Raw genomic sequence first — 25,480 nt, forward strand, 5'->3', positions numbered from 1 at the left:
GCTGCAGGAGGACACTGGTGAAATGGTTGACAGGGAGCAACGCACGCCTTTCTACGGGATAGTGCTGATACTCGCTGCGCTCGGTGCATCATTGGCGGTCAGTTACTACGGACCGATGTGGTTGCGCGTCACCGTTTATATCCTCACGGCGCTGATCGTCCTGGTCGGCGGTGTCATGACATTTCGGGACTACCCGTACTGACGTAGCGAATGCGCGAGTACGTCTCCCCGATTCGTCAGGGGCGACGAGCGAATACTTGTCGATGCGCCAGGCCGGAGCCTGGCAGGCCGAGTGAGGTCCGCGGCCGGACTGTCCCGAGCCGACGGCACAGCTCCCGCGGGCCGCGCTCTGGATGGTTCCCATCCGCGTTTCGGTGGGCGGCACGAACCGTCCTGACCCCGCCTTGATGCATGCTAACCTATGCATGAAGCAGTGCATGTAATCGTGGTGGAGGTGGGCAGTGGCGACGATTCAAGTGCGTGAAGTGCCGGACGAAGTGGCTGCGGTGATCGCGGAGAAAGCCAGTGCGGAGCACAAGTCGGTGTCCGCGTATCTGCGGGACCTGATGGCAGCCGACGTACGGCGGGAATTGCAACGGCGGGCGATCGTCGAGTGGGACGAGGAGCTGGCACAAACGCAGCAGCTGCTGGGTGTAACCGGTAGGTCGATGGTCCCCGGAGCCGAAGTGGTCCGTGAGATCCGGGATGGCTACGACCGGGGCGACGAGTGATCGTCGTCGATGCCTCGGTCTGGGTCGATTTGCTTCGGGGGGTTTTGCCGCCCGGCTATGCGGATCGAATCCGCATAGCCGGGTGTGTTTCACCGCCGCACGTAGACTTCGAAGTAGGGTCGGCGCTGATCCGGCTGGCACGCCGCGGTGAACTGGAATTCGAGCAGGCGAATGCCTTGATCGGCGCGTTCAGCAGACATCCCGTGGAGCGGATCCGGGAGCCGATCGATTCGGTTGCCGCCGTGGAATTGATAGATGACTCCACCTGTGCGGATGCCTGGTATATCGCGCTGGCACGGCGCCTCGCCTATCCACTGATGACCCTGGACGAAGGCATGCAGGAAGCCGCTCGGATCCACGGAGTCGAGGTCGTGGGCGCGTCCGGCTGACAGTACGTCGCATCGGCGAGAGGAGTTCGGCGGCGCTCGTCCGCGCGTACGGGCTGTTCACCTCCGCATACGGTTCGGGTTACCGCCCGGGAGCGGCGAGATGGAGCCCGGCCCGCGCCGCCGGCCACCGCCAGGCGGCCGGCGGGCGTGAAGGCGGCGTCGGTCAGCGGCGCTCGCCCCGAGAACAGCGCATTCAGGGTGCGCTCGGAACAGCGTGGTGAACGCCGAGCGACACGACATGAACGTCCCCCGTCGCTCTCCCGTATCCACGGCATTTCCGACCGCTCGCACGGGCCGTAATTCGACATGATGAGACGGCGCGTCGGCTTCGGGCTCCTCGCCGTAAACGGAGCCGAACTGCCCGCGGGCCCGGCGAGATCGAAGAACGGTGCAGCAGCGTGACGGCAGCCGGGGTAGCAACAGTAGATGCCTGGTCGACCCCAATCGCTGAGCCGCATATGCGGTGAATGCTTGGATATCGACGAGCAGCATCCGGTCGGTAATCCGGGGTGAATTCCCGAACCTGCGCTACGAAGACTGAACTCGTGGCCGCGGTTGACAAATGGATGTGTTGGTACCCCCGCCAAGGGCATTTCGACCGTGGATGCATCGGTAATCGCCGTCGGCGGGGGTGATCGTAGTCGGTTCGGACGCTCGGTGACCGAACTGCGACGTCAGAAGCGATCGTCTCCGGAGCGGCGTTCCTGGTCGATCTCGTCGTCGCGTTCGCGGTCGCGCTCATGGTCGGTTTTGGCATTCGCGTTCCACGAGACCGGGTGTGCGCCGGGGCCGCAGTCCTGGCTCAACTGGATTGTCGATTCGGGGCGCATCCGTACCTCCTGGACCAGCGGGCGGAGGTCGCTGCACATTACGAATGCTCCGACGGTTGCCGGGCCCACATCGGTATTCGTGCATTCGATATCGACACGGCTGTCGACCGGAACCGCTGAGCAGAACGCTTCACGGGGCCGCGCTTCAGCAGACCCCGCACCGACGGTCGTCGATACCGTCACAGCCGCGAGACCGGACATCACCGCGCCCACGATCGATAGTCGCCAGGCACTTCTCTTGGGTACGGACACCGAGATTCTCTCTTTCACTGCACTACAGAACAATTCCCGAAATCATATGCATTCCGGAGCCGGATTCCCAAAGGAAGGAGTTCCCCACGGTAGCCAATTTCTGCTGTCGGCACGCGGACGAGCGTTGTGGCCGGCCGTGCTACGCAGACTCGAACAGAGATACAGTGATGCGCCCCTGCGGAGCTGCTTCTGTCCGCTTTGCCTCCGTTCGCCGCCGGTAAGACGGCTCCATCGCACGATCGACGCGCTACCACCGGCGACATCGGAATCGACCAACTCCCCAGGACATCGCCCGCGATGTTGACCAAGCCCTACATTCGCTACAACAAGACCGCCAACCGTGTGCGGTGCCGCAACACGCTGACCGGTGCGCCGCCGCCCACGCACACCGAACCACCGGCGCCGCGACCGTATCCACCTGGTCGACCTCGAAGGCCACGGTTTGTCCCGCGCCCATCGTGCCGCTGCCTCCGGGCACTTTCCAGATGACGATCGTACGGTCCAGTACCGAGAAATTGATCGGCCGGATCACCGGCACTCCATGCCCGAGATAGCCGATCCGGCCGGACATCAGGGCAGGCTGTCGCGCATCTTAGGCGAACTTTCAAGGCTTTGGGCATGCTGTGGTCGGCCGACGGCGAACCCCTACCGATCCCAGTGTCGGCCTCGATGATCCATGGCCAGACCAGGGGATGTGGCGGTACCGGGTGGTCGGAATCACCTCCGTCTGGGGGAGGCGCCCATGCACCGAGTCATGATTGCGGCCGGTCTGTGGTGGCGCTGACGGCGTTGCGCATCTGTGCCTGGGCTAGGTCTACGTTCGTGGCGGGGGCGATAACTAGCAAGCGGAGGCGCTGTTCGTGAGGGCCGAAGGCATACATCACGTGGAGTGGCTGGTCTGGGAGCGGCCCGGTGACCTGGATTCCGTCGGGGGCGTCGATGCGGCGTTGGGACAGACTCAGCGAATTCCAGTCGAAGCTGATGCGGGAGGTCGCGCCCAGTCGTGGGGTGAGAGCGGTGACCAGGTCGTGCAGTTCGGTGGTGAGATTGTCTGTCCTGGGCCACCAGGCGCCGTCGACGCTGCCGGATTCCTCGTCCCGGGCGCGCAGCAGCAGCCGCGGTGTGCGGGTCGGTGTGTCGAACGGTTGCCCTCCGCCGGCAGTGGCCTGAAATCGGCCTAGGCCGCGGTCCGCGGCAGCATCGCTGCTGTTCGGGTGCGGGTTCTGTGTCATATCCGGCCTCCAGTAAGGGGCGGGGATCACGGGATGGAACTGCGCCGGTCTGCCGGGTCGACCTGCGCGAGGTGTCCGCCGTCGTCGTCCCAGCGGTGTAACGCGGCGTTCTGGTTGCGTTCGAGACAGTGCCGGGTGTCAGCGGCTACGAGTTCGCCGGCGGTGAGTTCGTTGTAGGACCGGGATGACTCTGCCGGCTCGGCTGCCGAGTAGCGACTGCAGATCGGCCATTTCGGCGACCGAGTCGTTCGAGCGGGGCCACCAGGCCCCGCCGACCGTCCCGGGAGGGGAGCGGCGCGGTGTCGGTAACCGGCGTGATAGAGATAATCGGTCACGGAGGGAAAAGCGTGTAGAGCGGTCCAGCAGGATCGGATCGTGTTGTGGCGTCATCACGACGCTCCTGACCGGGCCCGCGCGGCGGGCCCTGTGCATTGGCCGGGCGACAACGAGGCCACGGGGCGTCTCGTACGAAAAATCCCCGGCATATCCTATATTCTACCTGCGTCTCCTACCTGCGTCCGCGCGGCGGACACCGGGCCGATAGCGGGCCTACGTCCGCGCCGACGTTCGAAGCGTCGCAGGAAAAACTCTCCATGGGGTGTCGGTCCGTCGACCCTGGACACCGTGCATGAACCCGGCGTTGACTCGGGGAGGTACGCACTACTCCATGGTGTGCAGCCTACGAGCCACGCCCTGGCCGACCGGTTCGCCGCCGGTATCGCCGCGCATTCGGCCGACTGGCACAATGCCGCAGCCGGTGTGGACCACCGACCAGCGCACTCGTGAGCAGGCGCGTAACAACCCACACTACTGATGTGCGCACTCGAACCGGACCGGTTCCGGGTAGCTTCCGCCGGGCGGGCCGCCTATGGGCGTAGGCTCGACGGTATCCGGCGGTATCGCGTGCGCTGACCAGCCGAGGTTGCGTCGTCACCGGATCCAACAATCCGGCCCCCACCAGGCCATGACGGGAGCGTCTCATGACGCCCTCACCGATATCCACACCTTCCTCACCACTGCGGGCCCCTGCCCCGCCCTCCCGATTGCATCTCCATTCGAACCTGGGCGACTACATCGACGCCACCTGGTGGCCACGAACGAGCAACCTCGCCACCGAGCTCCCCGACCTGATCACCGCACTCCAGCTACGGACAGGGCCGATATCGCACGTGGTCTACGACCCGACCGCCTGGGACCCCAGCGGCCGGCACCTACTCATGGGCGACCGCGCCATACGACTCGACCCGTACCCGTTCGAGCTGTTCGACACCATGTACGCATACGGAACCAGCAGCGTGATCGTGCTGCAGGTCGTCCACCCGAGCACCGAAACCGACCCGGCGCCCACAGCGACCGGTGCGCCCCGCCTGCTTCCAGCACCGAGGGCGGCGCCCCAGAACCACCAACCCCGACCCATCACCAATCACGCCGCGATGGGCGCCTCCGCCGATCGGTGACCCCCCGCCGACACGTACCCGAAACGGCCTTGGACCGAGGGTTTCACGGACGCTATGAATCCGGGCCCGATGACGCCCAGGGCAGCGCACCCGCGGGATCGGGCCCGCCGACGAAGCTTGCGCTCAACACCGCCCGCGATGGCGCCGCGCCCAACAGCTGTCCCAGCGACACCCGGAACTCGCCACCGCGAGCCCCGGCACCTCGACCCCGCCGAACGGCCCTGCAGCGCCGACGACCTCGGTGGTCTATATCGGACTACGAAGAAAGGCAAAGAATGTGCAGGTTCGAATTCACAGCCGGCCGATTACCGCGTCGAAGCCCCGTGGCGGCAGGTCACCGTCAGCGAAAAGCGAGGTGAGCACATGCCCATGAGTACGCAAACCATCTCCTACGCACATCTGTTCCGACTCAGTGACGACCGGGGGATATTCGAACACGCACGGCTCACCGAGCCTCGTATCGAAGGCGGGTACTGCGTCGACGACGTCGCACGCGGCCTCGTCGTCGCCGTCCGCGAACCCGAGCCCTCCCAGCGATTGCTCGACCTCACCACGGTGTATTTCGACTTCCTGATCGACGCGCTCACCCCGGACGGACGGTGCCACAATCGGCGTGGGTCGGACCGGCATTGGCAGGACGAACCGAGCCTCGACGATCATTGGGGCCGCGCGCTGTGGGCACTCGGCGCCGTGTGCGCGCACCGGCCCGATCTGGCGGAGACCGCGCTGGCGTGCTTCATGGTCGCTGCCCGGCAGCGGGCCCGGTCGCCCCGCGCGATGGCATTTGGTGCCTTGGGTGCGGTCGAGGTCTTACGGGCGCATCCCGGGAATCGTTGTGCTCGCGAATTCTTGAGCGATACTGCGACAGTGATCGGTCCCCCGACGCGCCGGTCCGATTGGCGGTGGCCCGAGCCGCGACTACAGTACGCCAATGCCGTGCTGGCCGAGGCGTTGCTCGCTGTTGGCTCGATCCCCGGCAAGGAACGCATCCTGGCCGATGGATTGGCGATGCTGCGCTGGCTGCTCGCAACTGAGACAGCCGGCGATCACCTCTCCGTGACCCCGGTAGACGGCTGGGCGATCGGGGAACCCAGGCCGGGCTTCGATCAGCAGCCCGTCGAGGTCGCGTGCCTGGCCGACGCCTGCGCTCGCGCCTACGACGCGACCGGCGACCGGCATTGGAGAGATGCGGTCATGCTGTGCGAGGCCTGGTTCCGCGGCAGCAACGATATCGGCGTCCCCCTGCTCGACCCGGACAGCTTCGGCTGTTCCGACGGGCTCGAGGCCACCGGCCGCAATGAAAACCAGGGCGCGGAGTCGACGCTGGCACTGATTTCCACTCAGCAGCAGGCCCGGCGCCTGGCGCGGGAACCGTTGTAGGAAAGGGCGATTCGGCACGCTCTTCAGTCGGTCGATTCGACGCTCGGACAACCATCGGTTCCCGAACCGAATCGTCGAAGCCGGCCTGACCGTGGGCAGGACAGGAGTACAGAATATGACGTCACGATCGAACGAGATCAAGGCTTGCCGGCAGGACTGGTCCGCCCGGCAGGTCCGGCTCGAAGTGGATCCCGCCGGCATCGGAGATGCCGATGGATTCTGGTGGCCGCACAGTCGTGACCTCGTCGCGGAGCTCGCGGGCCTGTTGCCGGTTCTGCGGCCCGGGTTCGGCCCGGTCCGTCGCGTGGCCTTCCGCCGCGACGAGTGGACCACCACACCGCAGGGCATGGTCAGCGGCGGGCTGCCGACTCGGCTCGACGGATACCGGCATATGCCCGCGCGTACTGTCGATATCATCGGTGTCGGCGCCACCCTGACCCTTCAGCTCATCACCCCGGTGGCCGGCGCTGCAACGAATACGGCACAGCACCGCTCGATCCGAGATGACAGGGCGGGACCCGAAATCGGCGCGTGGCTCCGAGATCGGCACCGGCGAAGCCGCTGATGAGGCCGTAAATGCGGAAGCCGGGGCGCTCCGCACCAGCTTGTGGTCCCGTCGCACCCCGCCGAGGTCCTACAGTCAACGGCGGTGACCAGGGTGCGTAGATAGCATGCCGCGGGCTTCGGTCGCGACGATTGGTCGGTTGGTGGCTGGATCTGGGCTATGTGTGGGTGGTGCCGCCGTCTCGGTAGGCCGCCTGCCATCGGGCGATTTCGCAGAACGCTGCCCGGAGTTACTGACACCGCGCGGACTGCTCGGACGGCTGTGCGCGCGCGGGATCGTGATTCTTGAAGACCGGCTGGTCGAATCGCGATGTCGCCCGATTTCTCGGAGAGGCGAATGTGGCAATGACCGCAGGCGAAACCAATGGCCGAGACTCCACTGCCACCTCGGCAGAACAAGATGACGTTGCGGAATACGTCTGGGATGAGGACGAGTCTCCGGCGCTGCGTCGGGCGCGCAAGGAGGCCGAGTTCACCGTCAGTGGGGACTCGACACGGGTGTATCTGAAGCAGATCGGGCGAGTTCCGCTACTTTCCGCGGCCGAGGAGGTCGATCTCGCGGTCCGGATCGAAGTCGGTCTGTATGCGGTGCAGAAATTGCAGGCCGAATGCGATGGACCCGCGGGTCTCACGATCGCAGGTCGCCGGGATCTGACCTGGATCGCGCAGGACGGCGTCGCGGCGAGAGATCATCTGCTGGAGGCGAACCTGCGGCTTGTGGTGTCGATCGCGAAACGGTACACGGGGCGGGGTATGGACTTCCTCGACCTGATCCAGGAGGGCAACCTGGGTCTGGTGCGGGCGGTCGAGAAGTTCGATTACAGCAGAGGATTCAAGTTCTCGACCTATGCCACATGGTGGATTCGCCAGGCGATTTCCCGCGCCACGGCCGACCAGTCCCGCACCATACGAATCCCTGTGCACATGGTGGAGATCATCAACAAGCTCGGGCGGGTGGAGCGCGAACTGCTGCAGCAGCTGGGCCGCGAGGCGACCGCTCAGGAGCTTGCCGCGGAATTGGGTATCACACCCGAGAAGGTTGTCGAGCTTCGGCAAATCTCACGGGAACCGATCTCGTTGGACCAGACGCTCGGTGACGAGGGCACAACCCAGTTCGGTGAATTCATCGAAGACTCCGAGGCCGTCGTAGCCGTCGAGAAGGTAGCGTTCACCCTGCTGCAAGAGCAGTTGCGGTCGGTACTCGATACACTCAGCGAGCGCGAAGCCGGCGTCATGCGCATGCGTTACGGCCTGGTTGACGGGCAGCCGCGAACGCTCGACGACATCGGGAAGGTCTACGGCGTCACCCGCGAGCGGATTCGGCAGATCGAGTCGAAGACGATGTCGAAGCTACGTCACCCATCGCGCTCACGTTTGCTTCGGGACTACCTCGAATAGAGGCATTGGTCTTTCTTCGAGTCACGGTCAGCCCATCCTCGTGCTCTGCGCGACACGCGTTCGACGAGTTCGGCGTTGGTGTAGTCGCCGGCGTTCAGCGGCGGTGGTGCGGGTATTGCGGTACACGCTGTTGGAAAGACAGGATCGCGGAGTTCTGGATCGCGCCGTCGCGGATCTCGATCGCGCGTCGGACGGTTTCGTGATCGTCCCAGGTGGAGCGTCCGGAAAGGACCGACCGCAGGTGCGGCAGCAACGCTTCGCTGATCTCCCAGGTCGCCGAGTTCCACAGGTAGGACGGGCTGTGATCGACAGCGTAGTAAATGACCCCGTCACCGACCGGGAGGGTCGGCCGGGTGAACGTCGTGGGCTGCGCCCAGCTGAAGCCCATGGCTTCGTCGCAGGAGACGTCGACGATGAGGCTACCAGGGGTGAAAGCGGCGAGATCATCTTCGATGAGGAAGGTCAGCGGCGCGTCGGTGTCCTGCAGTACGCAATTGACGACGATGTCATGCTCGGCGAGGAACCCGGCCAACGGCACCCGCCCGGGCCCGGTATGTGCGTAGCTTCGACGCGGGTCGCCCGGAGGGTTCGCGTCGTGGTCGAAATGCACCATCGTGGCGGAATGGATCGGCGAACCGATCGTGCTGAGGCCACGGGCAGTGAGAACTTCGACGTCGTGGATCCCGTGCGCGTTCAACGCAGTCACCGCGCCACGCGCGGTCGCCCCGAAGCCGATCACGGCCGCTCGCAGTCGGCGGCCGTAGTCTCCGGTCGACCCGGTCAACTGCAAGGCGTGCAGCACCGAGCAGTAGCCGGCCAGCTCGTTGTTCTTGTGGAAGACGTGCAGCCCGAACGAGCCGTCGCGTCGCCAGTGGTTCATCGCCTCGAACGCGATCAGGGTCAGTCGACGGTCGATGGCCAGTTGGGTCAGCTCGGCATCCTGCACACAATGGGGCCAGCCCCACAGCACCTGGCCGGCCCGCAGTGCGGCGACGTCCTCCCGCAGCGGTTTGGCCAGCAGGATGACCTCGCACTCGGCGATGAGCTGCTCGCGTGTGCGCATCCCCGCGACCATGCCCGCCAATAGTTCGTCGGGCACGCCGAAGGGTTCGCCGTAGCCGTGCTCGAGGTAGATGGTTTTCCGGAGATCGGCGTCGATCCGGCCGATGTGGTGTGGGTGGATCGGCAACCGCCGTTCGTTCTCTTTTCGTGAACGTGCGACGACGCCGAGACTGAGCTGGTGCAGCGGAGGCCCCTTTGCTAGGAACCAGTCTTAGCACACCCGCGGCAATCGTCATGTACTCGGGTGGATTCCGGTCCCGGTCTCGCACAGCACGCCCTCACCACCGCCGGCACGGACCAGGATCGGAGCTGAGCTCGTGAGGCCTGAACTCCTACGCCCAAACAGAAGTATGTCTATTTGCGCTTCTTGCTCTTGCTCTCCAAGGCTTCGACACCGGATTCGGTCGCGGCTGACTTGGCCTTCTTCTCCGCTCGTTTCTCCTTGATCGATTTCCCCTGCTTTTTGGACATCGTGCTACGCGGAGATTTGTCGGACAACTGGGCATCCTTTGTTTGCAAGACCTCTGCGGTCTTGTTCCCTTCGACAGTACGCTCCCGGAAAGATTCAAGCCCGGGGCTGAGCGAGGCGAGCCGGCGCTCGAGCGTTTCCGTGAGGAGCGCGGATGGTTTGCCCGTCGACGCATCCGGCCTCGGCCGTGGTGCGGAAGCCGATCGACCGTGGCGGTAGCCAGGGTTCTCGGCATGATCTCGGATCCGGCCGGTCCCGGCCGCAGCGGCCTCGGTCATACACCATGTCACGACGTCGGCAGCGCCCGAGTAGATCATCCGCAAGCTCCGCGAGGGCGCGCCACCGCTCGGTGAGAAGTTCACGAGCGAGGACGTGCCCTCGGCATGGCACGCAGAACAGGGGCAACTGGTAAATGCCTGGTCATGGTGGGTGGCTACTCGATCTAAGCATAGCGAACCTGGTTGCCGCTGCACGATGCTGTTTGAGCTGGTTGATGTCCGAGCAGGGCAACTGAAGTAGGACGGCATGTTGGCCGAGTTCATTTGTCGGTCACGTGTGATGGAGCCAACCATGGAACGTGCCCGAGAGTTACAGCGCATTCATCGCTTCCGAATGCCACATTCTCCCCGACGGGAATACAGGATGCGACGAGTTACCCCTTGGCATACACTTCGACCGAAGCAGATTGTCTTGACAGGTCTCCAGCCCTTGACCTTGTCACCGCGGAAAGGTCTCCTCATTGGCGAAGAATCCGGTTGTCGTATACGGCGCCTCTGGCTACACCGGAAGGCTCGTGTGTGAATACCTCTGTCAGTTCAACGTCCCTTTTACGGCGGCAGGATCGGATGCTTCAGAGCTCCATTCTGTTGTCACCAGAATACCTGGGATCGAGACGGCAGAATACGAGATCGTCGAGTCCGACATTTCCTACGCATCTCTGATGCGTTTATTCGGTGGATCGAGTGTAGTAATAAATACTGTGGGCCCCTTTGCTGCTCTGGCTTCAGATGTGGTGCAGGCAAGTCTGGATTCTGGGATGCACTATATAGATCCTTCCGGGGAGCAGAACTGGCTACTCAACGCAAAAGGTAACTGGGGAAAACTGTTTGCCGCATCAGATCTCCTGTTGGGGCCTGGGATAGCGCACATGTACACCACAGGTGAAATTGCTGCAGAATTCTGCCTCGAAACGCCAGGTCTGGATTCCCTTGATATATTGACCCTCTGGAAAGGCGTGCCCTCTGCTGCCTCCGCGAAAACGATCTTAACCAATCTTCGGGAAGAATGGTTCTACCTGGAACAGAATCAATACGTCAAAGGCGAAGCCCTGACCTTCTTCGAAGTCGTAGTTCCAGGCCGGCACGAGGTCACTCTGGCACTTCCCTGGGGTGGCACCGGTCACCCGGTTTGGTTCAAGGACGATCCTCGAGTCGCCAACGTGAGGGCTGCCGGTGGCGTTTTTGACAGACGTATAATGGAACAGACACTGGAAACCATGAGAATGATCCAGGAGCAGGTTGTAGACGTGCCTGAAGAAGAGCAGGATTCCGCGCTTGAACGGGTAGCGGCAACGATGCAATCCCGCACTCCGCCTCGCGAAAATCCCCGCATAAACCAAACCATCGACTCTGTTTATGCGACAGGACCGACCGGACAGAATCATTGCATAATTCGCGGCAACTGCAATTACAAGCAGACTGCTCTCCTGCAGGCTTATGCCGCATATTCGCTGCTTCAGCAGGGAAATCGCAGAAATGGATTCTCCTCCGGATGTCAGGCTTTCGGTCACCGAGAACTTCACGCAATTCTCAAGACCTTCGGTCTTGTGGCAGATCCAATCATCAGCAGTGCTACGAGCGTGCGATAGAGATGGATCGCATCAGGATCCTCCAGCTTGTAATCTGCGGAGCTCACCAAGCGAATGGAGTCCTCAAGATAATAAGCGTTGCTCAAAACGAGGGCTGGTCCGTACAAGTCGCAGCAACGCATTCAGCATTGGCCTTTGTCGATGCAAGGCAGGTGGAAGAACTCGTTGGCCAACCCATACGAACCGAACAACGCACTCCGCAAGATCCCCGTCCGCCGCGGGCGGATGCGCTGATTGTGGCACCTGCAACCTTCAACACGGTCAATAAAATTGCTCAAGGAATTGCCGACAACTATGCGACCAGCATAGCCGCAGAGGCAGTGGGGCTGAGGATTCCAGTCATTATAGCGCCCAGTCTGAATGCTGCACTCGCCGCTCGCGAGCCGTTTCTTCGATCTATTTCATCGCTGAAGCGAGAAGGTGTTCGGATAGTAACCAGTAGTCATCCTTCTGCCACTGGAACGGAACCAGGCGAAGAATTCCCTTGGTCAATGGTCATGCAGGAACTCAGGAGCCTTTCCGGGTAAATTCCTTGCATTGTAGTGCCGGTCGAATGTGGCAACGACCAATGAGTACTCCTGAGTTGTATGAACTTGCCGGGTCGAGAATAGCGAGAAAGTGGTATGGCGTTGGCCAAGCGGCTCCCATATGCAATAACCGGTATATCCGCTGTGGTGGCGGAACCGACACCAATCGACGAATGGGCGGCCAATGCGCAGATACCCAATCGGAAGCACCCTGATCAGTCGTTGACGGGAGCTGATATCACACGCATCCTCGGACTTCGCAGCAAAAGCTGGGACCCTGAGATTTTCTCGAGTCTCGGGCCGGCTGTGTCCGCGGCCCGTCGAGCGCTCGCTTCAGCGGGGATCGAGCCGCAAGACATCGACACACTGATAACGGTCACCTCTATTCCCTATCAGCCAATGATGGACGCCGACTCGATGGAAATTGCGAGAGAGCTCGGCCTGGCCGACAGTGTCGCACCCATCGGCCTCAGTACCGGATGTGCAGGGATGGTCAGAGCGGCCAGACTGTTGGCAGCTATGGACGTCGAACGGGCTCTGATCGTTACATATAACGCCCCCAGTCGAGTCATGGGGGACAAGGCCGGCAGAATCGACAGTCGCTATACGAGTAATATTCATCATCCGTTCGCTCGTGACTTATGGGCTTCACCCGCCCTGTTTTCCGATGGAGCCGCAGCTCTAGTTTTCAGTCGAACTCACATCGCGAACGCCGCCGAAGACGGGATTGTGACGTATTCGGGAGACCGTCATACGCCTTTTGGAGGCGCGCCTGGATTCGCGGACCCTCTCGTGCATCATCCCGGTGGGTCGGCCCTACTCCCCTTTGCTTCAGAAGACGGACTGCAATACTCCGCATACGGGATGAATGCGCCTGCCATCAAAGAATATTATATGGAGGGTATGGCCCTGAATCATCAGGAGCTATCTCGAGTGGCCCCGAACTATGACGATCTAGTGCGCCGAATATATCTTCACCAAGCCAATCCATTCATTGTCAATGATTTTCTACGAATGGCAGATCTGCCGGACCAGAAAACACCAACCCACGGCGAGACATACGGAAACCTCATAACAGTTGCGAGCCCGTTGATGCTGCATCAGGACATCATGACGCAGCAGGTTAGGACTGATGACCGCGTGGCTTTCTCGCTTGTCGGCGGTGGTCCCGAGCGCGGCTCGTTCATAGCGCCCATCCAAGTGCCTCACCCAGAGTGCCTGACGTCTCCCCATGTCTCGAGAGGCAGGTAGATTCGCTTCCTCAGTGTCAACTTCGGTTGAATCGGCATCGGTCGACCAACCGGGTTCCCCGCACGAGAAATTTCAAGATCGCAACTGCGGTAACAGGGCTCGCCGCAGCGATGATGATGCTGGCGGTACCCGGCACCGCTGCCGCCGCCGATTCGGCGAATGTCACCGGAGGGCGCGAGAAGATCACTGTGTCGGCAGAGTCCGACTACCAGTGCTGGAGCGCATACGCCCTGATCGACGGTGAGCTTCAGGTGCCACTCGCCAATGCCGAAAATCCGCAATTCGTCATCCCCGATGTCGCACCCGGCAGCCGCCATGTCATGGTGGTCTTGCAAGTCGCCGAGGGCGCGCACTGCCTCGACAATCCGCACGGGATCGAGGTCTTCAACCGGCAAGTCGAGGTCACCGAATCCAACCCCGTCCTCGATCTCATCGAAACCGGCAGCGGTTAGGTCGGTCTCCCGATTGCTGGTTCCGACACGGGTGTGGACGACCGCGCAGATCAATCCATCATCGCTGATTTGCGGCGCGGGTAGGTGAGGGCGGGGGTATGCGAACAGGAGAGATTCATGCGAAGAGTATTTGTGGTGGCTGCACTGGTGGCAGCGGCCGTGGGCCTCACCGCCTGCGATAGCGCGGTCGACCAGAGAGGAGCGCCGGTCACCACGTCGGCACCGAGCCTGCACGCCATCGCGTCCGACCAGCAGACCGCCGGATCGGCATCGGCGCCGGAGGCGGGCGCGCCGGTGTCCGGCTCGGCACCGGCACCTGTCACGGCGCCGGCGAATGCCTCGGAGACCTCCGCTCCTGCCAGTGGTGGCTTCACCGACGTCGACGCGAGTAAGTATCGGATCGACGGCAGCTATTTCTTCCAGTCACCTTCCGGGAACATCAAATGCGGCATCCTCGCCTCGGCGCCTTACGGTGTCGGCTGCCAGCTGGCGAAGGCGACCATCGTTACGCCGAAACTGCCGAACTGTACTGATGCGCCTGATCGCAAGGTCGCTGCGCACCTCTATGAGGGCAGGTCGGAGTTCCTGTGCACCAGCCAGGGCATCTTCGTCGGTATTTCGCCGGACGGTTCGCCCGCCGGTGGCGCGGTGCTGAACTACGGCGAGTCCCTGACTGTCGACGGGTACACCTGCAGCTCGTCCTCGCAGGGTGTCCGTTGTGTCGCGGGCGGCCACGGGTTCGCCATTGCCGCCGAAAACCAGCACATCTTCTGAGTGTGAAAAGGCTGAGGCGGCAGCAGAATCGTTCTGCCCGGTGGCGGCTGCGCTGCTGTGCGAACTGCTCCAGCTCGACATAGAGGATCTGGACCTGGCCGCACGTAGCGCCTTGGTGAAGTCCGAGGGCGCGAACACTCACCCACCGCCGCGGGCCCGCCCACCACGAACACGTCCTCGAAAACGGGTACTGGGAGGGGTATGGGGGTAGAGGCAGTTACTACCGGAACCCCGTAGTGCCGCAGATTTTCGCGGACCGCCCGCGGGGAGCCGAGGCTGGTGCCACCATGGCCGGTCTCGGCGACGAGCATGCCGACGCTTTGCGTGCCGAATTCGGCGAACCGGTTGTTGTTCTCGGTGTGTCCTCCGGTGGTTCGATCGCCCTGCAGCTGGCAGCCGAACATCCCGATGTGGTGCGCAAACTCGGTGTGGTGTTGGCGGCGCGCCAGTTGGATCCGCTGGTTCAGCCGGAGGTGCCGGGGGACACCGGGCTCGGCGAGATCACGGTGCCCACCTTTGATCGTCGGCGGCCCCCGCGATGGTTCCTACAGCACCGAGACCTTCCGGCGCGTCGCCGACGGCATCCCGGCCACGCGTCTGATCTTGTACCCGCGCACCGGCCATCTCGGCACTGTCTCGTATCCGCATTTCGTGGGCGACGTCGTTCGATTCCTCGGCGATTCGGAGCTGTAGCCGTCGTGTGGGGTGGTGGCCGGAGTGCCCTCCGGCCTGATCCAGTCCAACGGCCACGGCCGACCGACATCCGCGACAACCTGATCGTCCGGATCGCCGAGGCGGAACGGGAAGGATGGCTGGGCGAAGTCGAGGGCCTCCAGATCAGCCTCGTCGGCGCGCAAAACAAGCTGGACCAGCTCGATGCTGAAGCAGCCCGCCGCTCCTCCGCAGTCGGCCTCGGCATGCCGGCCTTCGCCGACATCGCCAACCGCACCACCACTACATCGACGGGCCAGCACCGTCCCTGAAATCCGTGGTCGCCCCGAAGCTGAACTGGCTACGCTCCAACCCATGCGAACTGTCTTCGTGTTTCCCACCGGTGAGCGAGCTGAGACCGTCGCCTCGCTCGATCGACATCTGCCTGGGCAGCGGGATCCGTGGACTCTGGACGGCAATCTCCACATCGACATCGACGATGAGCAGACCGGCTACCTCTTCTCCGACTGGGATCCCGAGGATGTGACGCTCCTCGAAGCGGCCATCGGACATCACCCCACTCGGGCGGTGCAGATCGACATCTCCGGGCGGATCGACGGCACCGCAGAGGTTCACCAAATGGTCGCTCTGCTGCTCGAGCATGGAGGCGTGGCAACGGACGACTACACCACCCACCCGTGGACCCTGCCGGAAATCCTGTCTGGAGCACTGATCGACGGCTTGCGCTTCTTCGCCTTTCGCGGCTACCACGAACTCAACCGCGAACACGGGCGCTCCTGACTCGATCGCCTCACCGGCGCAAGTTTAGAGAAGCAGCTGTGCTCGTGCTGACAGCTGGTGCCGTATGCTCGGCAGCATTCCCCAACCGCGAACCCAGCGCACGAACCTGCGACCGGTGACCTGCAGTTTCGCTCATATCCCAGTCTTCGCCTCTTATCGAAATGGGCCTGAAATGCGCAAATGGCGCAGAGATTGTGCCCTCGGCGGGGCACGTCGAACATGGGAACGGGACGACCTGCGGTTTTCCTGTGGGCGGTTGGTGGTCGAAGCCGATTATGAGTTATAGGTGGGTGGTGCTGCTGTCTCGCTGTACCGCTTGCCATCGTGCGATCGCATGGAAGGTGTTGGCCTGAAGTCGTGTGAGTGTCTCTGCCTCCGTTCCGTCGGCGAGGATGATTTCGAAGTCAGCTTCTGGTCCGTTTGTCCGTCGAGGCTGGCGGTCGGTGAGGTGTGGCTCGACGGGTTCGGTTGCACGGGGCGGCATGCGGGGGAGTATCTCGTATCAGTTGGTTTGCGAGGAAGGACACGCTCGAACCCTCGGTAATGCCGATCACCGGAGGTTCACGGAAGCCGCCGCACGACGTGCGGGTGGCGATGGTTCGGATATGCGTCGTCGATAGGCTCAAGGTGATGTCGCAGGGCTGTTCCGGTATGGGTATCTCATGCGTTGATCACGGTGTGCCGACCGAGGAGGCGCCGGGTCCGCCGTTGGTGTCTCGGTACGGATCAGGTAACCACGCCCTGCAGGGCCATTCTCGGGCTCCGGCGGATCGGCAGAAGCGCTGAAAGCTGTTGGCCTTCGACGCAATCGTGAAACCATCTTCGTGTGAGTAACTCGGTGTGCATGGTCTGTGGGGCGAGTGAGGGCGCGCAGGAAAGGCCCGTTCCGATGCGGACGGTCACCTGCGATCAGTGTTGGGACGAGGCGGTAAAGTTCCCGGACCGGGAGCCGGAGAAACTCGACCTCGAGCTGACCGTCGACCAGCTACGCGTCGCACCGGTGGCCGACGCCAGAGAAGGCACACCCACGGCGTGCAAGCACTGCGAGACCGAATGCTCATGGCATCGGACCAGAAACGGCCGTTGGCTGCTGATGGAACCGGGGTTCTATCCCACCGCGAAGATCCCGCCGGGCAAGCGTTGGCGCGTTGCGGGCGATGGCACCGCGATCAATCTTGGTGGTGCTAATCCGACTGACGAGTGCCGGATCACCCATTTCGACGTCTGCCCTGCCAGACGGGCTCCCGAGGACGGGACGCTGCTGCTTGCCATCTGGAGGGGGAACCACCGCGAATGGATGGCGCGACAGAACCAGTAACGATTCCGCGGATAGCTCGGGGACGGGTGTGGTCGGGGCCGTGGTAGTTGATGTTGCGATCTCCACAGGCACCGACCACGCGATATCAGCCACATCCGTGGGGCTGGGCTAGGCTCAGCGATTATGGCCGTTTACCTCGTCACCGGCGCTGCCGGGTTCATCGGCGCAAACTATGTGCACCTCCTGACCGGCTGGGAACCGGACGCGCAGGTGGTGGCGGTGGACTACGTCGGCTTCGCGGGGAACATGGCCAACCTGGATCCGGTGATCGACCAGGTGAGCTTCGAACGGGTCGATATCGCCGACCCAGCGGCAATGGAGACGATCTATCGCCGGTACCGGCCCGACTATGTGGTGAACTTCGCCGCCGAATCGCACAATGATCGCGCGATCCTCGGACCTGGCGCATTCATGCGGTCGAACGCGCTGGGTGCGCAGGTGATGGCCGAATGCAGCCGCATCGTCGGGGTGACCGCGCATGTGCACGTGTCGACGATCGAGGTGTACGGGGAGCTGGCGGCGGGCCAGCGCTGGTTCACCGAGCGCAGCCCGTTGAACGCCAAGACGCCCTACAGTGCGGCGAAGGCGGCCGGGGACCAGATCGTGCGCGCCTATATGGCGACCTACCCGGAACTCGATATCCGGATGACGCATTGCGCCAACAACTACGGTCCGTATCAGCTGCCGGAGAAGCTGATCCCCCTCGCGGTGACGAATCTGCTGCGGGGCAAGAAGGTACCGGTCTACGGTGACGGGTTGCAATCACGGGACTGGCTACACGTGGCCGACCACTGCTCTGCGGTACATCGCGTCTTGCACGCCGACCTGGACCCGATTCCGGCCGCCGCGGGCACCGACCCCGGACTGTTGCCGATATTCGATATCTCCGCACGCCGTGAGGTCACCAACCTCGATATCGCCCGTCATGTCGTGACCGCGCTCGACCTGGATCCGCAGGAGTGGATCGAACACATCCCCGACCGGCCGAACCACGACCGCCGGTACCTTATCGATCCGGCCAAGCTGGAAACCGATCTCCAGTGGCGTCCTGAACACGAGTTCGAGGCCGGAATTGCCGAGACCGTGGCCTGGTATGTCGAGCATAGAGAATGGTGGGAGACGATCATCGCCGACAAGGGCGAGCTTGGGTTCGACTGGAGCCAGATGGGTCCGGCTCCGGCGCATTAGATCAGAATTGTGGGCGTTCGTGGCGGAAACGCCGGTGGCCGGCGGTTCCGAGCCGGTCGAGGATCTCCCGGCGCAGTGCGTCGAAGACCCCGAACCAGCCCACACCATGAACCATCGATGCGTGGTCGGGACGTTCACCTCGAACGACAGCGGCAGATGCCTCCACGCACAACCACTGGTCAACACGATCACCACTGCGGTGAACACTGCTCGCTCGCCCACCGGAGCGGTCCCGCCGCCCTGTGATCTGGGCATGAACTCGGGTAGCAACGGTTTCACGTGTTCCACAAAGCATCCGGGACCAGTCTCTGAGCAAGCCTGTCGACCGCGGGTCAGATCATTGCCGGACAACGAATTACAGCCACGTGGGATACCCTCCCTGCTTAGTCCCCGAGACCGGGAGCAACGGCTCGATCGCGCGCCACTGATCCTCGGCCAACCCAAGCCTACGCGCCACGACCACACATCAAATCAAACTCGCACCTCGAACGCAGCAAGCTTTGAGGACACTCTCTGGACCAGTCACGAAGCCCCGTGCGACGATGTGCGCGTGCAGAGACTTGGCTCAGCCACTACAGGTAGGGCGGGCGTACATCAGGTGGGTTTGACCATCGAGAGCGACCTGAACTGGATCTTCCGCGAGCAGTCGATCGAGGACTACGGAATCGATGCTCACATTGAAATCGTCGCAGGCGGATCGCCCACCGGAAAGCTACTCGCAATCCAAATCAAGAGTGGCGCAAGCGCATTTGACAGTCCTACTGGTTCCGGTTGGTGGTTCTATCTCAAGCCCGAGCACGTCGAGTACTGGATGAGCCATTCGCTCCCTGTTGCGATCGTCCTTGTCGACGTCAACAACCGCTCAGCATACTGGGAGTTGGTGGACTCCGACTCACTTCAACGAACGAGCGGGAAGGGCTGGAAGATCCTCGTCCCACGCTCGAACGTCCTCGACACCGATTCGCGATTGCGACTTGCAGAAGCGGCAAAGGCGGATGTGACGTGGCTTCTATGCGGCGAGAAGTCAGAAATTGATGCACTTCCCAAGGTGCCTGCAACAGACGCAGAGCTCCACTTGCTCTTGCGTGACCGTCCAAACGCATGGGAGATACTCGCATTTGCTGGGGTCATCAGACTAGGACGTGCGAAACTTGCCAGCGAGCGCCGGGACCACAGGCTCGGTTACGCCCGCGCGAACGGCACACGGCTGGACAGCCAGCAGGCTCGTGCGCGAATAGGCGAACTTGATCGCGACATTGGACGAATCGAAAGGTCATTCGAGAAGGTGCTCGATCCCGCAGCTACGCGCGCTGCATTCGGCGAACCGCCCGGCGAGGAAAGCGCCGCGGTGCCGGGCGACGCGGATAGCATCGTGCACATCGGCGAGAGATTGGTAGACGTTTACAGCCAGCTCCTCGAACTCGCCGCTGAACTCCGCGGGCTGAGCGTTCCGTCCGAGCTGGAAGATGCGTTCGAGATCGCCGCCAGGCTCACCGACAAACCACTGGACAGCCTCGATAGCTTCATCGATTCATACATCGCCACTGCTGAATCCATTCCTGGGATAATCGCGACTGGCGAAAATGTCAACATCGAGATGGTCGCACCTCTGCATTTCTCAGACGAAGTGCTCGGCGAGTTGGTAGCTGAGCTCCGCAGAGTCGATGTCTTGGATTAAGCCGCCGGAGCGCGGCCTCGACCGCCAGTGACCACGCGACGAATCCGTTCGCTCGTCGATGCGCGAATCGCCGAACCACTATCAAGCCTGTCGCTGGGCTGGCCCGCAGATTTGTCAGGTCAGGAATACCAGCGCGGAATCGGCCACCTGGGTGCTCGGTCGGAATTGGCCCATCGGTTCCGCGGTGCGCCTTTGCGAAGCAAGATCGCGAGTGCGGTCTGCCGGTCCATGTTCTCGAGGTCGTGATCGTTCAGGGGTGTTACGAGTTCTCGACCTGGTACGTCGAGATCGGCGGCGATGTGATCGGTGGTCTGTTCGAAGGTGGTTCTCGTTGCGGCGGCGGCGACTTCGAGGTTGATTGACAGGGTTTCGTCCTCGGTCAACGTGAACGAGCCGCGATGTTGCAGGTCAGCGTGGAGCATCACGAGGATATGATGAGGGTCCAGTGGGTAGATGATGGCCGCGGAGTCGCGTAATCCGAGGAAAGTTTCGCGTGCATGGGGAGGTCCGGCAAGAGCGATGACGGGATCATCGCACGTAATGACTGGTGTCGCTGTTTTATAAATCGCCCAGCGCCGCCGGAATATGGCCATCGCCAGGACGTTCTTGACATCGGCCAGCATCAGGTGGATGGCTTCGTGCTTGTCATCGTCGTATCGGTTCCGGCACACCGCATCGATCTGCGCTGGTGAGGCCGCGGGCATGGTGAGCCGCAGGAATTCCTTCTTGATCGATCTCGGCGCTTTGATGATGAGCAGGTGGTAGTCGCGCTGGCTGGGTGTGCGAGTCCTCTGTAGGCCGAGGAACACGCTGAGGTCGCGCTTGAGCTTGCCATCGGTGATCTTCCCGGCGCTGGCTTGGTCGAGTTCGGAGAACCTGCGCGCGCAGGCGTTCTCTATCCGGCCGAGGTGTGTTTCGACCCACTTCAACGGCAGGTCCATGGTGTCTCCGGTGGAGGGCAGCGTGTAGAACTGGCGTTCCCGAGCTGCCATCCGCGGAGAACAAGGCCGCTGCCTGGTCTTGGTGTCGACGAGCGTCGGCTGAATCAGTTGCCCGACTGCCCACCGTGCGAGATAGAACCGCGGGACGTAGTGGTGCTCCTTGGCTGCCTCATTTGCTGCCTGCCTGCGGGACTCTTCCGCGAATGACTCGTCCAACCACGGGTGGTCGAACCGCATGGCAGCGAGTTGAGCCAGGAAATCGGGTCCCATCGCGCGATCCTACGACTGCGCGGGTCCGCGCCCGTCGCCATCGAGTGGTTGGACTCCGAGAATGCCTCGATTGTTTGCCGGGCTGGCCTGAGCCCTGCGAACTAACCGCTGACCGCGGCCTCGACCGCGGTGATCACCTGTTCGATGGTTTCGTTGTCCATGCTCCGCCACAGCGGTAGGCAGAAGTGGCGGTCAGCGAAGTCGTCGGCGGAGGGAAATGCGTCGGTGACGTTGAGGGCGGCGAACACTGGCTGTTCGTGCAGTGGCTGCTCGTAGACTCCCCGGGCCAAGGCCACGCCGTGGTCGGCGACGGTCGCGCGGAAAGCCGTGCGGTCGATGCCCTCGCCGAGCAGAGCGACGCATTTATGGCCGCTTACCTGTCCCTGGGGAGCAACGGTCGGGAAGGTCAGACCCGATGTCGCCAACTCTGCGGCGTAGCGGTCGATAACCTCTCGTCGGGCATCCACGTCGCGGGTGAGGTGCTCGAGTTGAGCGCTGCCGATGACGGCGCCGATCTCGGTCATCCGCCAGCTGTTACCGGCGATTATGTGCCGGCCGTTGTTGTCTTTACCCTGGTTGCGGGCTCGGCGGGCGAATGCGGCCACGTCGGGGTCGTTGGTGGTGAGCGCGCCACCCTCGCCGCCGGTGGTGATGACCTTGGTGGCGAAGAACGACCACGCCGCCGCCAGCCCGAACCCGCCTGCCGGTCTACCCGCCTGGTGCGCGCCGTGGGCGTGGGCGGCGTCCTCGATCAACGGCACCCCGGCGCGGGCGCAAATCCGTGCGAGTTCGGGGAGGTCTGGGCTGAGGTAGCCGCCGATATGGACTACCACCACCGCAGCAACGTCAGGGGTGAGGCGGGCGGCGATATCGTCGAGGTCTGGGTAGAGGCCGGAGTCATAGAGCTGCACTCGGGCACCGGCGTTGCCGGCGGCGGCTGCGGTTGCGTAGTTGGTGTTCGTCGGCACCAGCACGGTGCGCCCGGACACCTCGAGGCTGCGGAAGATGATCTCGAGCGCGGTGGATCCGGAGTTGACCGCCACCGCATGGTGGGTGCCGGCCATCACTGCGACTGCGGCCTCGAAGGTTTCGGTGTGGCGGCCCAGCACGAGGTTCCCGGACCGCAGGATCTCCTCGATGGCTGCGAGTGCGACCCGAACCTCGGCCTCGGGCAGAGCCGCGGTGAACGGAACGATCATTGCGCCTGCACCTCCTGGTGGACCGCCCACGGCGAGATCCCGACGAGTTCACGGGCACCGTCGAGATCGCGAAGCGTCGCGGGCGCCAAGCCCAGCGGCTTCGTCTCACCGGTGACCGCTGCGGCCACGTCACGGGAGGCGTGCAACGCCAGGGTCATCTTTCCTGGTAGTACGGTCCACAGCCCGCCGATCTCTTCACGCCGTTGATGGTCGATGACGGTGTAGTTCGGGGAGGTACCCCACTGGTCCTGGTCGCGGATCGTGTGTTCGGTCTTCGAACACACCCACGCGACCGGCTCGGCATGGTCGATTACTCCCGGCGCAATCCACTCGGCCAGTTCCCCGTCGAGCGCGGCGGCTTCCGCAGTCGGAACGGGCCAGCGCCCGCGCCGCTCCACCGTGCGTTGTGCTCCGCCGTAACGAGAAGCCAGCACGGTGCCGACGACAGCGGCGGGCGCGAGGGCCGGCCATCCGAACTCCAAGCCGATGACCGGGCGGGTCAGGGCGCCGGAATAGGCGGTCAGCATCTCCAGCCGCGAGGCCAGCTCTGCGCCGACCACCGAGCCAGCGCGGTCGAGCAGGTCCCGGGTGCCGATACCTGCGCACACCACCACCTGCCGGGCCGCACCACTCCGTCACCGGTGAATACGCCACGGACCCGGCCGTTGTCGATGAGGATCTGGTCGGTGGTGAGCCCCACCGACACCTCGACTCCCAGGTCCATGCATCGAGCGGCCAGCGCTGTCAGCAGCGCGCGGGTGTCGAGGACAACCTCGTCGATCGCGCAGGCCGCGATGTCGCGGGCCTCGGTTCGGAAGACCGTGCCGAGATCACGAGGATCGACTGTGTGATGGACGATATCGTGCCTGCACCACAGGTTTTGGTAGTTGTGCAGCGTGTTCACGGTCGCGAAGTACCAGCATGATTCGGCCGCGACAAGGCAGTCGGGGAACGAGGCCCGGTAGGCAACCTGTGCTTGTCGGCAGGCGGCGACGATTTCGGGATGCCACCGCGCGTATAACGCTCCGGAATGAATTAGTCCGTGGTTGCTAATCGTCGCGCCCGACCCGAGTAGGTCGCGCTCGATAAGCCGTACCCGCCGGCCGGATTCTGCGAGCCGAGCCGCAGTCATCAGACCAGTGACCCCACCGCCGACGATCACACAATCGACTTCGGTTGTCATCCTCCACCGCCTTATCTGCCTGTGGTTGGAAGGCATCAGGTGCCCAAGGTCCCAGGTCGGCGGCCGGAATTCGGAGAACCGCTCAGCCCAGCTCCGAATCCCGACGCTCGGGCACGCTCCCGGGCACCTGATGCTGGTATCAAGCCTGCACCGAGCCAATACTGTTGGGCGAGTGCATATACCGGGCGGGCGAATGTGCAGAATATGCGGTCGACAATCACGGCTCCGGCATACAGTCTCTGCCATAGTGACGGAATCAGTGCAGGTCAAATAGGTGGTGGGGCCATGAATGACCCGGTTTTCGCGTGGGACACATCAGAATTCCGTGCTGCCCTGGCTCAGGGCCGACCCGGCCGTGCGTTCAAGCTGGTCCGTAAGGCCGCCGGGCTCACTCAGGCCGGATTCGGTGAACTCATGCATTGGAACCGGACCCATGTGGGTCGGATCGAACGCGACGAGGTCGCCACGCTGTGCGATGTCTACCAGCTCGGACGTGCCGCCGACGCACTCGGTATCCCGCGGCTGGCATTGCTGCCGGCCTTGCTCCAAACCCCTGAGGTTGGGAACATCGAAATCACCGACTATCAAGGAGCCGATGTGGACCGTCGACAGTTCGGGCAGGTCAGCGCCCTCATCCTCGGCGCGGCCCTCACCGCCACCGCCTCACCGGCCAACGCTGCCGCACCAGCGACGCCCCGACTGGTCGGGTCCGACCATGTCCGGTATTTTGCGGCGGCTGCGGATCGGCTGTGGGCCCATGACAACGATTTCGGTAGCGGCGGCATGCTTCAAGCCGCGGTCGATCAATTCACCACCGCGCAGCGGTTGCTCGACCACGCTGACTACGACACCACGACCGGCACCGAACTGGCCGCCGTGACCGCTGATCTCGGACTGGTGAGCGGTTGGCTGTCCTACGATAGCGGTGACCAAGCCACGGCGGCCCGCTGCTACAAAGATGCCCTGATCCTGGCCGAACGCAGTGGTGACGACTCCGTTGCCGCCGACATCATCGATGCACTACGCCAGCAGGCATGGACCGCCGGCCGAATGCGCGAAGCGTTGCAGCTGAGCCTGCGGGCCAGTGACCGCAGCCGCAGTGATCGCTCCGCCCGCTTGCAAGCCATCCTCGCCGCTCGCGAAGGCGTCGCCTACGCCGCGGTCGGAGACCGCCGCGAATGCGAACGCGCGATCGCCGCCGCCTGGCGGCAGGTCGACCGGGGCCTGGACGACCCGGACGATCCGGTCCGGCTGCATTACATCACCGCGGATGAGATTCGCACCATCGAAGCCCACGCCCGCCGGTATCTCGGTGAATACGACACCGCTGCAGGGATCTACCGCGACACAATCCATGAGGGCCAGCATCCCCTGCGCGACGAGGCGTCCTACCGCGCCTACTACGCCGCTTCTCTGGCCGACCTCGGCGAAACCCAGGCCGCGTTGGCCGAAGGGCTCACCGCCCTCGCTCTGTTCGAAGGACCCGTGAAATCCCAGCGGCTGGTCAACGAGATGCGGCCAGTGCATCACCTTGCGCTCAGCACCTCCGGCAGCGACGCCGAAGAGTTCCGCATCCGATTCCATACCCTGACCACCATCGCTGCCTAATCGAGACA

26 protein-coding genes and 2 pseudogenes are annotated in these 25,480 nt (G+C 63.2%); 18 read left to right on the forward strand and 10 right to left on the reverse strand.

Annotated features, from left to right (window positions below; genetic code table 11):
- Positions 1 to 22 precede the first annotated feature (22 nt).
- The 3 genes from ACQPYS_RS03065 to ACQPYS_RS03075 all read left to right on the forward strand — a co-directional run bounded on the left by ACQPYS_RS03065 (position 23) and on the right by ACQPYS_RS03075 (position 1,120).
- Entirely contained in the window at positions 23 to 202 is a 180-nt protein-coding gene (locus ACQPYS_RS03065) for a hypothetical protein (protein ID WP_063035559.1), read from the forward strand.
- A 259-nt stretch (positions 203 to 461) separates the two neighbouring features.
- Positions 462 to 731 (forward strand): hypothetical protein, encoded by a 270-nt coding sequence (locus ACQPYS_RS03070; protein WP_433491634.1) that lies wholly within the window; start codon positions 462 to 464, stop codon positions 729 to 731.
- On the forward strand, positions 728 to 1,120 hold the full coding sequence (locus ACQPYS_RS03075; protein ID WP_433491635.1) for a type II toxin-antitoxin system VapC family toxin: 393 nt from the start codon (positions 728 to 730) through the stop codon (positions 1,118 to 1,120). The genes ACQPYS_RS03070 and ACQPYS_RS03075 overlap by 4 nt, the downstream gene beginning before the upstream one ends.
- A 674-nt stretch (positions 1,121 to 1,794) precedes the next feature.
- On the opposite strand, the gene ACQPYS_RS03080 is transcribed toward ACQPYS_RS03075, so the two are convergent.
- From ACQPYS_RS03080 to ACQPYS_RS03090, 3 genes are all read right to left on the reverse strand, one after another.
- The gene (locus ACQPYS_RS03080) at positions 1,795 to 1,989 is read right to left on the reverse strand and encodes a hypothetical protein (protein WP_157107165.1); all 195 of its coding nucleotides are present in this window, start codon (positions 1,987 to 1,989) and stop codon (positions 1,795 to 1,797) included.
- A 965-nt stretch (positions 1,990 to 2,954) separates the two neighbouring features.
- Positions 2,955 to 3,434: a DUF5994 family protein gene (locus ACQPYS_RS03085; RefSeq protein WP_433491636.1), complete on the reverse strand. Its 480-nt coding sequence runs from the start codon at positions 3,432 to 3,434 to the stop codon at positions 2,955 to 2,957.
- Between the two features lie 138 nt (positions 3,435 to 3,572).
- Entirely contained in the window at positions 3,573 to 3,866 is a 294-nt protein-coding gene (locus tag ACQPYS_RS03090; protein ID WP_433491637.1) for a DUF5994 family protein, read from the reverse strand.
- Between the two features lie 548 nt (positions 3,867 to 4,414).
- Between ACQPYS_RS03090 and ACQPYS_RS03095 the strand changes: the two genes are divergently transcribed.
- The 4 genes and pseudogenes from ACQPYS_RS03095 to ACQPYS_RS03110 form a co-directional block, all read left to right on the forward strand.
- Positions 4,415 to 4,891, forward strand: a complete 477-nt coding sequence (locus ACQPYS_RS03095; protein WP_433491638.1) for a DUF5994 family protein — start codon at positions 4,415 to 4,417, stop codon at positions 4,889 to 4,891.
- A gap of 369 nt (positions 4,892 to 5,260) precedes the next feature.
- Entirely contained in the window at positions 5,261 to 6,271 is a 1,011-nt protein-coding gene (locus ACQPYS_RS03100) for a glycosyltransferase (RefSeq protein ID WP_433491639.1), read from the forward strand.
- Between the two features lie 115 nt (positions 6,272 to 6,386).
- Positions 6,387 to 6,836 (forward strand): DUF5994 family protein, encoded by a 450-nt coding sequence (locus ACQPYS_RS03105; protein ID WP_433491640.1) that lies wholly within the window; start codon positions 6,387 to 6,389, stop codon positions 6,834 to 6,836.
- Positions 6,837 to 7,186: 350 nt separating this feature from the next.
- Positions 7,187 to 8,233, forward strand: a pseudogene (locus ACQPYS_RS03110) (RNA polymerase sigma factor); the annotation flags it as partial.
- Positions 8,234 to 8,327: 94 nt separating this feature from the next.
- On the opposite strand, the gene ACQPYS_RS03115 reads toward ACQPYS_RS03110, so the two are convergent.
- Positions 8,328 to 9,479, reverse strand: coding sequence for a N(5)-(carboxyethyl)ornithine synthase (locus ACQPYS_RS03115; protein WP_433492958.1), 1,152 nt, complete (start codon positions 9,477 to 9,479; stop codon positions 8,328 to 8,330).
- Positions 9,480 to 9,649: 170 nt separating this feature from the next.
- The gene (locus ACQPYS_RS03120; protein WP_433491641.1) at positions 9,650 to 10,081 is read right to left on the reverse strand and encodes a hypothetical protein; all 432 of its coding nucleotides are present in this window, start codon (positions 10,079 to 10,081) and stop codon (positions 9,650 to 9,652) included.
- Between the two features lie 422 nt (positions 10,082 to 10,503).
- Here ACQPYS_RS03120 and ACQPYS_RS03125 point away from each other — a divergent pair, with 422 nt between their 5' ends.
- The 9 genes from ACQPYS_RS03125 to ACQPYS_RS03165 all read left to right on the forward strand — a co-directional run bounded on the left by ACQPYS_RS03125 (position 10,504) and on the right by ACQPYS_RS03165 (position 18,593).
- Complete coding sequence (locus tag ACQPYS_RS03125) at positions 10,504 to 11,631, forward strand: DUF5938 domain-containing protein (RefSeq protein ID WP_433491642.1); 1,128 nt, start codon at positions 10,504 to 10,506, stop codon at positions 11,629 to 11,631.
- Positions 11,632 to 11,633: 2 nt separating this feature from the next.
- Positions 11,634 to 12,158, forward strand: a complete 525-nt coding sequence (locus ACQPYS_RS03130; protein ID WP_433491643.1) for a flavoprotein — start codon at positions 11,634 to 11,636, stop codon at positions 12,156 to 12,158.
- 96 nt (positions 12,159 to 12,254) lie between these two features.
- Positions 12,255 to 13,409 (forward strand): 3-oxoacyl-[acyl-carrier-protein] synthase III C-terminal domain-containing protein, encoded by a 1,155-nt coding sequence (locus ACQPYS_RS03135; RefSeq protein ID WP_431940833.1) that lies wholly within the window; start codon positions 12,255 to 12,257, stop codon positions 13,407 to 13,409.
- Positions 13,410 to 13,519: 110 nt separating this feature from the next.
- A complete protein-coding gene (locus ACQPYS_RS03140) occupies positions 13,520 to 13,861 on the forward strand; it encodes a hypothetical protein (protein ID WP_431940834.1) in 342 nt (113 codons plus the stop codon).
- Positions 13,862 to 13,996: 135 nt separating this feature from the next.
- On the forward strand, positions 13,997 to 14,635 hold the full coding sequence (locus tag ACQPYS_RS03145; RefSeq protein WP_431940835.1) for a DUF6636 domain-containing protein: 639 nt from the start codon (positions 13,997 to 13,999) through the stop codon (positions 14,633 to 14,635).
- 287 nt (positions 14,636 to 14,922) lie between these two features.
- Positions 14,923 to 15,618 carry an alpha/beta fold hydrolase gene (locus ACQPYS_RS03150; RefSeq protein ID WP_433491644.1) on the forward strand — a complete coding sequence of 232 codons (696 nt, stop codon included), beginning with the start codon at positions 14,923 to 14,925 and terminating at the stop codon, positions 15,616 to 15,618.
- Positions 15,619 to 15,661: 43 nt separating this feature from the next.
- Complete coding sequence (locus tag ACQPYS_RS03155) at positions 15,662 to 16,087, forward strand: hypothetical protein (RefSeq protein ID WP_433491645.1); 426 nt, start codon at positions 15,662 to 15,664, stop codon at positions 16,085 to 16,087.
- A gap of 826 nt (positions 16,088 to 16,913) precedes the next feature.
- Positions 16,914 to 17,405, forward strand: coding sequence for a DUF6083 domain-containing protein (locus ACQPYS_RS03160; protein WP_174552591.1), 492 nt, complete (start codon positions 16,914 to 16,916; stop codon positions 17,403 to 17,405).
- A gap of 123 nt (positions 17,406 to 17,528) precedes the next feature.
- On the forward strand, positions 17,529 to 18,593 hold the full coding sequence (locus ACQPYS_RS03165; RefSeq protein WP_433491646.1) for a dTDP-glucose 4,6-dehydratase: 1,065 nt from the start codon (positions 17,529 to 17,531) through the stop codon (positions 18,591 to 18,593).
- A 37-nt stretch (positions 18,594 to 18,630) separates the two neighbouring features.
- Here the strand turns inward: ACQPYS_RS03165 and ACQPYS_RS03170 are convergent.
- Positions 18,631 to 18,898, reverse strand: a pseudogene (locus ACQPYS_RS03170) (transposase); the annotation flags it as partial.
- A gap of 245 nt (positions 18,899 to 19,143) precedes the next feature.
- Here ACQPYS_RS03170 and ACQPYS_RS03175 point away from each other — a divergent pair.
- Positions 19,144 to 20,271 carry a DUF4365 domain-containing protein gene (locus ACQPYS_RS03175; protein ID WP_433491647.1) on the forward strand — a complete coding sequence of 376 codons (1,128 nt, stop codon included), beginning with the start codon at positions 19,144 to 19,146 and terminating at the stop codon, positions 20,269 to 20,271.
- A gap of 119 nt (positions 20,272 to 20,390) precedes the next feature.
- Here ACQPYS_RS03175 and ACQPYS_RS03180 read toward each other — a convergent pair whose 3' ends face one another.
- From ACQPYS_RS03180 to ACQPYS_RS03195, 4 genes are all read right to left on the reverse strand, one after another.
- Positions 20,391 to 21,482, reverse strand: a complete 1,092-nt coding sequence (locus ACQPYS_RS03180) for a DUF4238 domain-containing protein (RefSeq protein ID WP_433491648.1) — start codon at positions 21,480 to 21,482, stop codon at positions 20,391 to 20,393.
- A gap of 101 nt (positions 21,483 to 21,583) precedes the next feature.
- Positions 21,584 to 22,681, reverse strand: a complete 1,098-nt coding sequence (locus tag ACQPYS_RS03185) for a DegT/DnrJ/EryC1/StrS family aminotransferase (RefSeq protein WP_433491649.1) — start codon at positions 22,679 to 22,681, stop codon at positions 21,584 to 21,586.
- A complete protein-coding gene (locus ACQPYS_RS03190) occupies positions 22,678 to 23,241 on the reverse strand; it encodes a hypothetical protein (RefSeq protein WP_433491650.1) in 564 nt (187 codons plus the stop codon). The genes ACQPYS_RS03185 and ACQPYS_RS03190 overlap by 4 nt, the downstream gene beginning before the upstream one ends.
- Positions 23,202 to 23,864, reverse strand: a complete 663-nt coding sequence (locus ACQPYS_RS03195) for an NAD(P)/FAD-dependent oxidoreductase (RefSeq protein ID WP_433491651.1) — start codon at positions 23,862 to 23,864, stop codon at positions 23,202 to 23,204. Before ACQPYS_RS03195 ends, ACQPYS_RS03190 begins: the two co-directional genes overlap by 40 nt.
- Positions 23,865 to 24,149: 285 nt before the next feature.
- Between ACQPYS_RS03195 and ACQPYS_RS03200 the strand changes: the two genes are divergently transcribed.
- A complete protein-coding gene (locus ACQPYS_RS03200; protein WP_433491652.1) occupies positions 24,150 to 25,472 on the forward strand; it encodes a hypothetical protein in 1,323 nt (440 codons plus the stop codon).
- Positions 25,473 to 25,480 lie beyond the last annotated feature (8 nt).

The organism is Nocardia grenadensis, assembly GCF_050942415.1.
Classification (GTDB): Bacteria; Actinomycetota; Actinomycetes; order Mycobacteriales; family Mycobacteriaceae; genus Nocardia; species Nocardia grenadensis.

Bases quoted from the DNA above. Each gene is read 5' to 3' on its own strand.
- ACQPYS_RS03185 (WP_433491649.1), bottom strand. From the start codon at position 22,681: ATGATCGTTCCGTTCACCGCGGCTCTGCCCGAGGCCGAGGTTCGGGTC.
- ACQPYS_RS03065 (WP_063035559.1), top strand. From the start codon at position 23: ATGGTTGACAGGGAGCAACGCACGCCTTTCTACGGGATAGTGCTGATA.
- ACQPYS_RS03165 (WP_433491646.1), top strand. From the start codon at position 17,529: ATGGCCGTTTACCTCGTCACCGGCGCTGCCGGGTTCATCGGCGCAAAC.
- ACQPYS_RS03120 (WP_433491641.1), bottom strand. From the start codon at position 10,081: ATGATCTACTCGGGCGCTGCCGACGTCGTGACATGGTGTATGACCGAG.
- ACQPYS_RS03200 (WP_433491652.1), top strand. From the start codon at position 24,150: ATGAATGACCCGGTTTTCGCGTGGGACACATCAGAATTCCGTGCTGCC.
- ACQPYS_RS03130 (WP_433491643.1), top strand. From the start codon at position 11,634: ATGGATCGCATCAGGATCCTCCAGCTTGTAATCTGCGGAGCTCACCAA.
- ACQPYS_RS03100 (WP_433491639.1), top strand. From the start codon at position 5,261: ATGAGTACGCAAACCATCTCCTACGCACATCTGTTCCGACTCAGTGAC.
- ACQPYS_RS03135 (WP_431940833.1), top strand. From the start codon at position 12,255: ATGGCGTTGGCCAAGCGGCTCCCATATGCAATAACCGGTATATCCGCT.
- ACQPYS_RS03105 (WP_433491640.1), top strand. From the start codon at position 6,387: ATGACGTCACGATCGAACGAGATCAAGGCTTGCCGGCAGGACTGGTCC.
- ACQPYS_RS03195 (WP_433491651.1), bottom strand. From the start codon at position 23,864: ATGACAACCGAAGTCGATTGTGTGATCGTCGGCGGTGGGGTCACTGGT.
- ACQPYS_RS03140 (WP_431940834.1), top strand. From the start codon at position 13,520: ATGATGATGCTGGCGGTACCCGGCACCGCTGCCGCCGCCGATTCGGCG.
- ACQPYS_RS03155 (WP_433491645.1), top strand. From the start codon at position 15,662: ATGCGAACTGTCTTCGTGTTTCCCACCGGTGAGCGAGCTGAGACCGTC.
- ACQPYS_RS03080 (WP_157107165.1), bottom strand. From the start codon at position 1,989: ATGTGCAGCGACCTCCGCCCGCTGGTCCAGGAGGTACGGATGCGCCCC.
- ACQPYS_RS03090 (WP_433491637.1), bottom strand. From the start codon at position 3,866: ATGCACAGGGCCCGCCGCGCGGGCCCGGTCAGGAGCGTCGTGATGACG.
- ACQPYS_RS03095 (WP_433491638.1), top strand. From the start codon at position 4,415: ATGACGCCCTCACCGATATCCACACCTTCCTCACCACTGCGGGCCCCT.
- ACQPYS_RS03085 (WP_433491636.1), bottom strand. From the start codon at position 3,434: ATGACACAGAACCCGCACCCGAACAGCAGCGATGCTGCCGCGGACCGC.
- ACQPYS_RS03180 (WP_433491648.1), bottom strand. From the start codon at position 21,482: ATGGGACCCGATTTCCTGGCTCAACTCGCTGCCATGCGGTTCGACCAC.
- ACQPYS_RS03150 (WP_433491644.1), top strand. From the start codon at position 14,923: ATGGCCGGTCTCGGCGACGAGCATGCCGACGCTTTGCGTGCCGAATTC.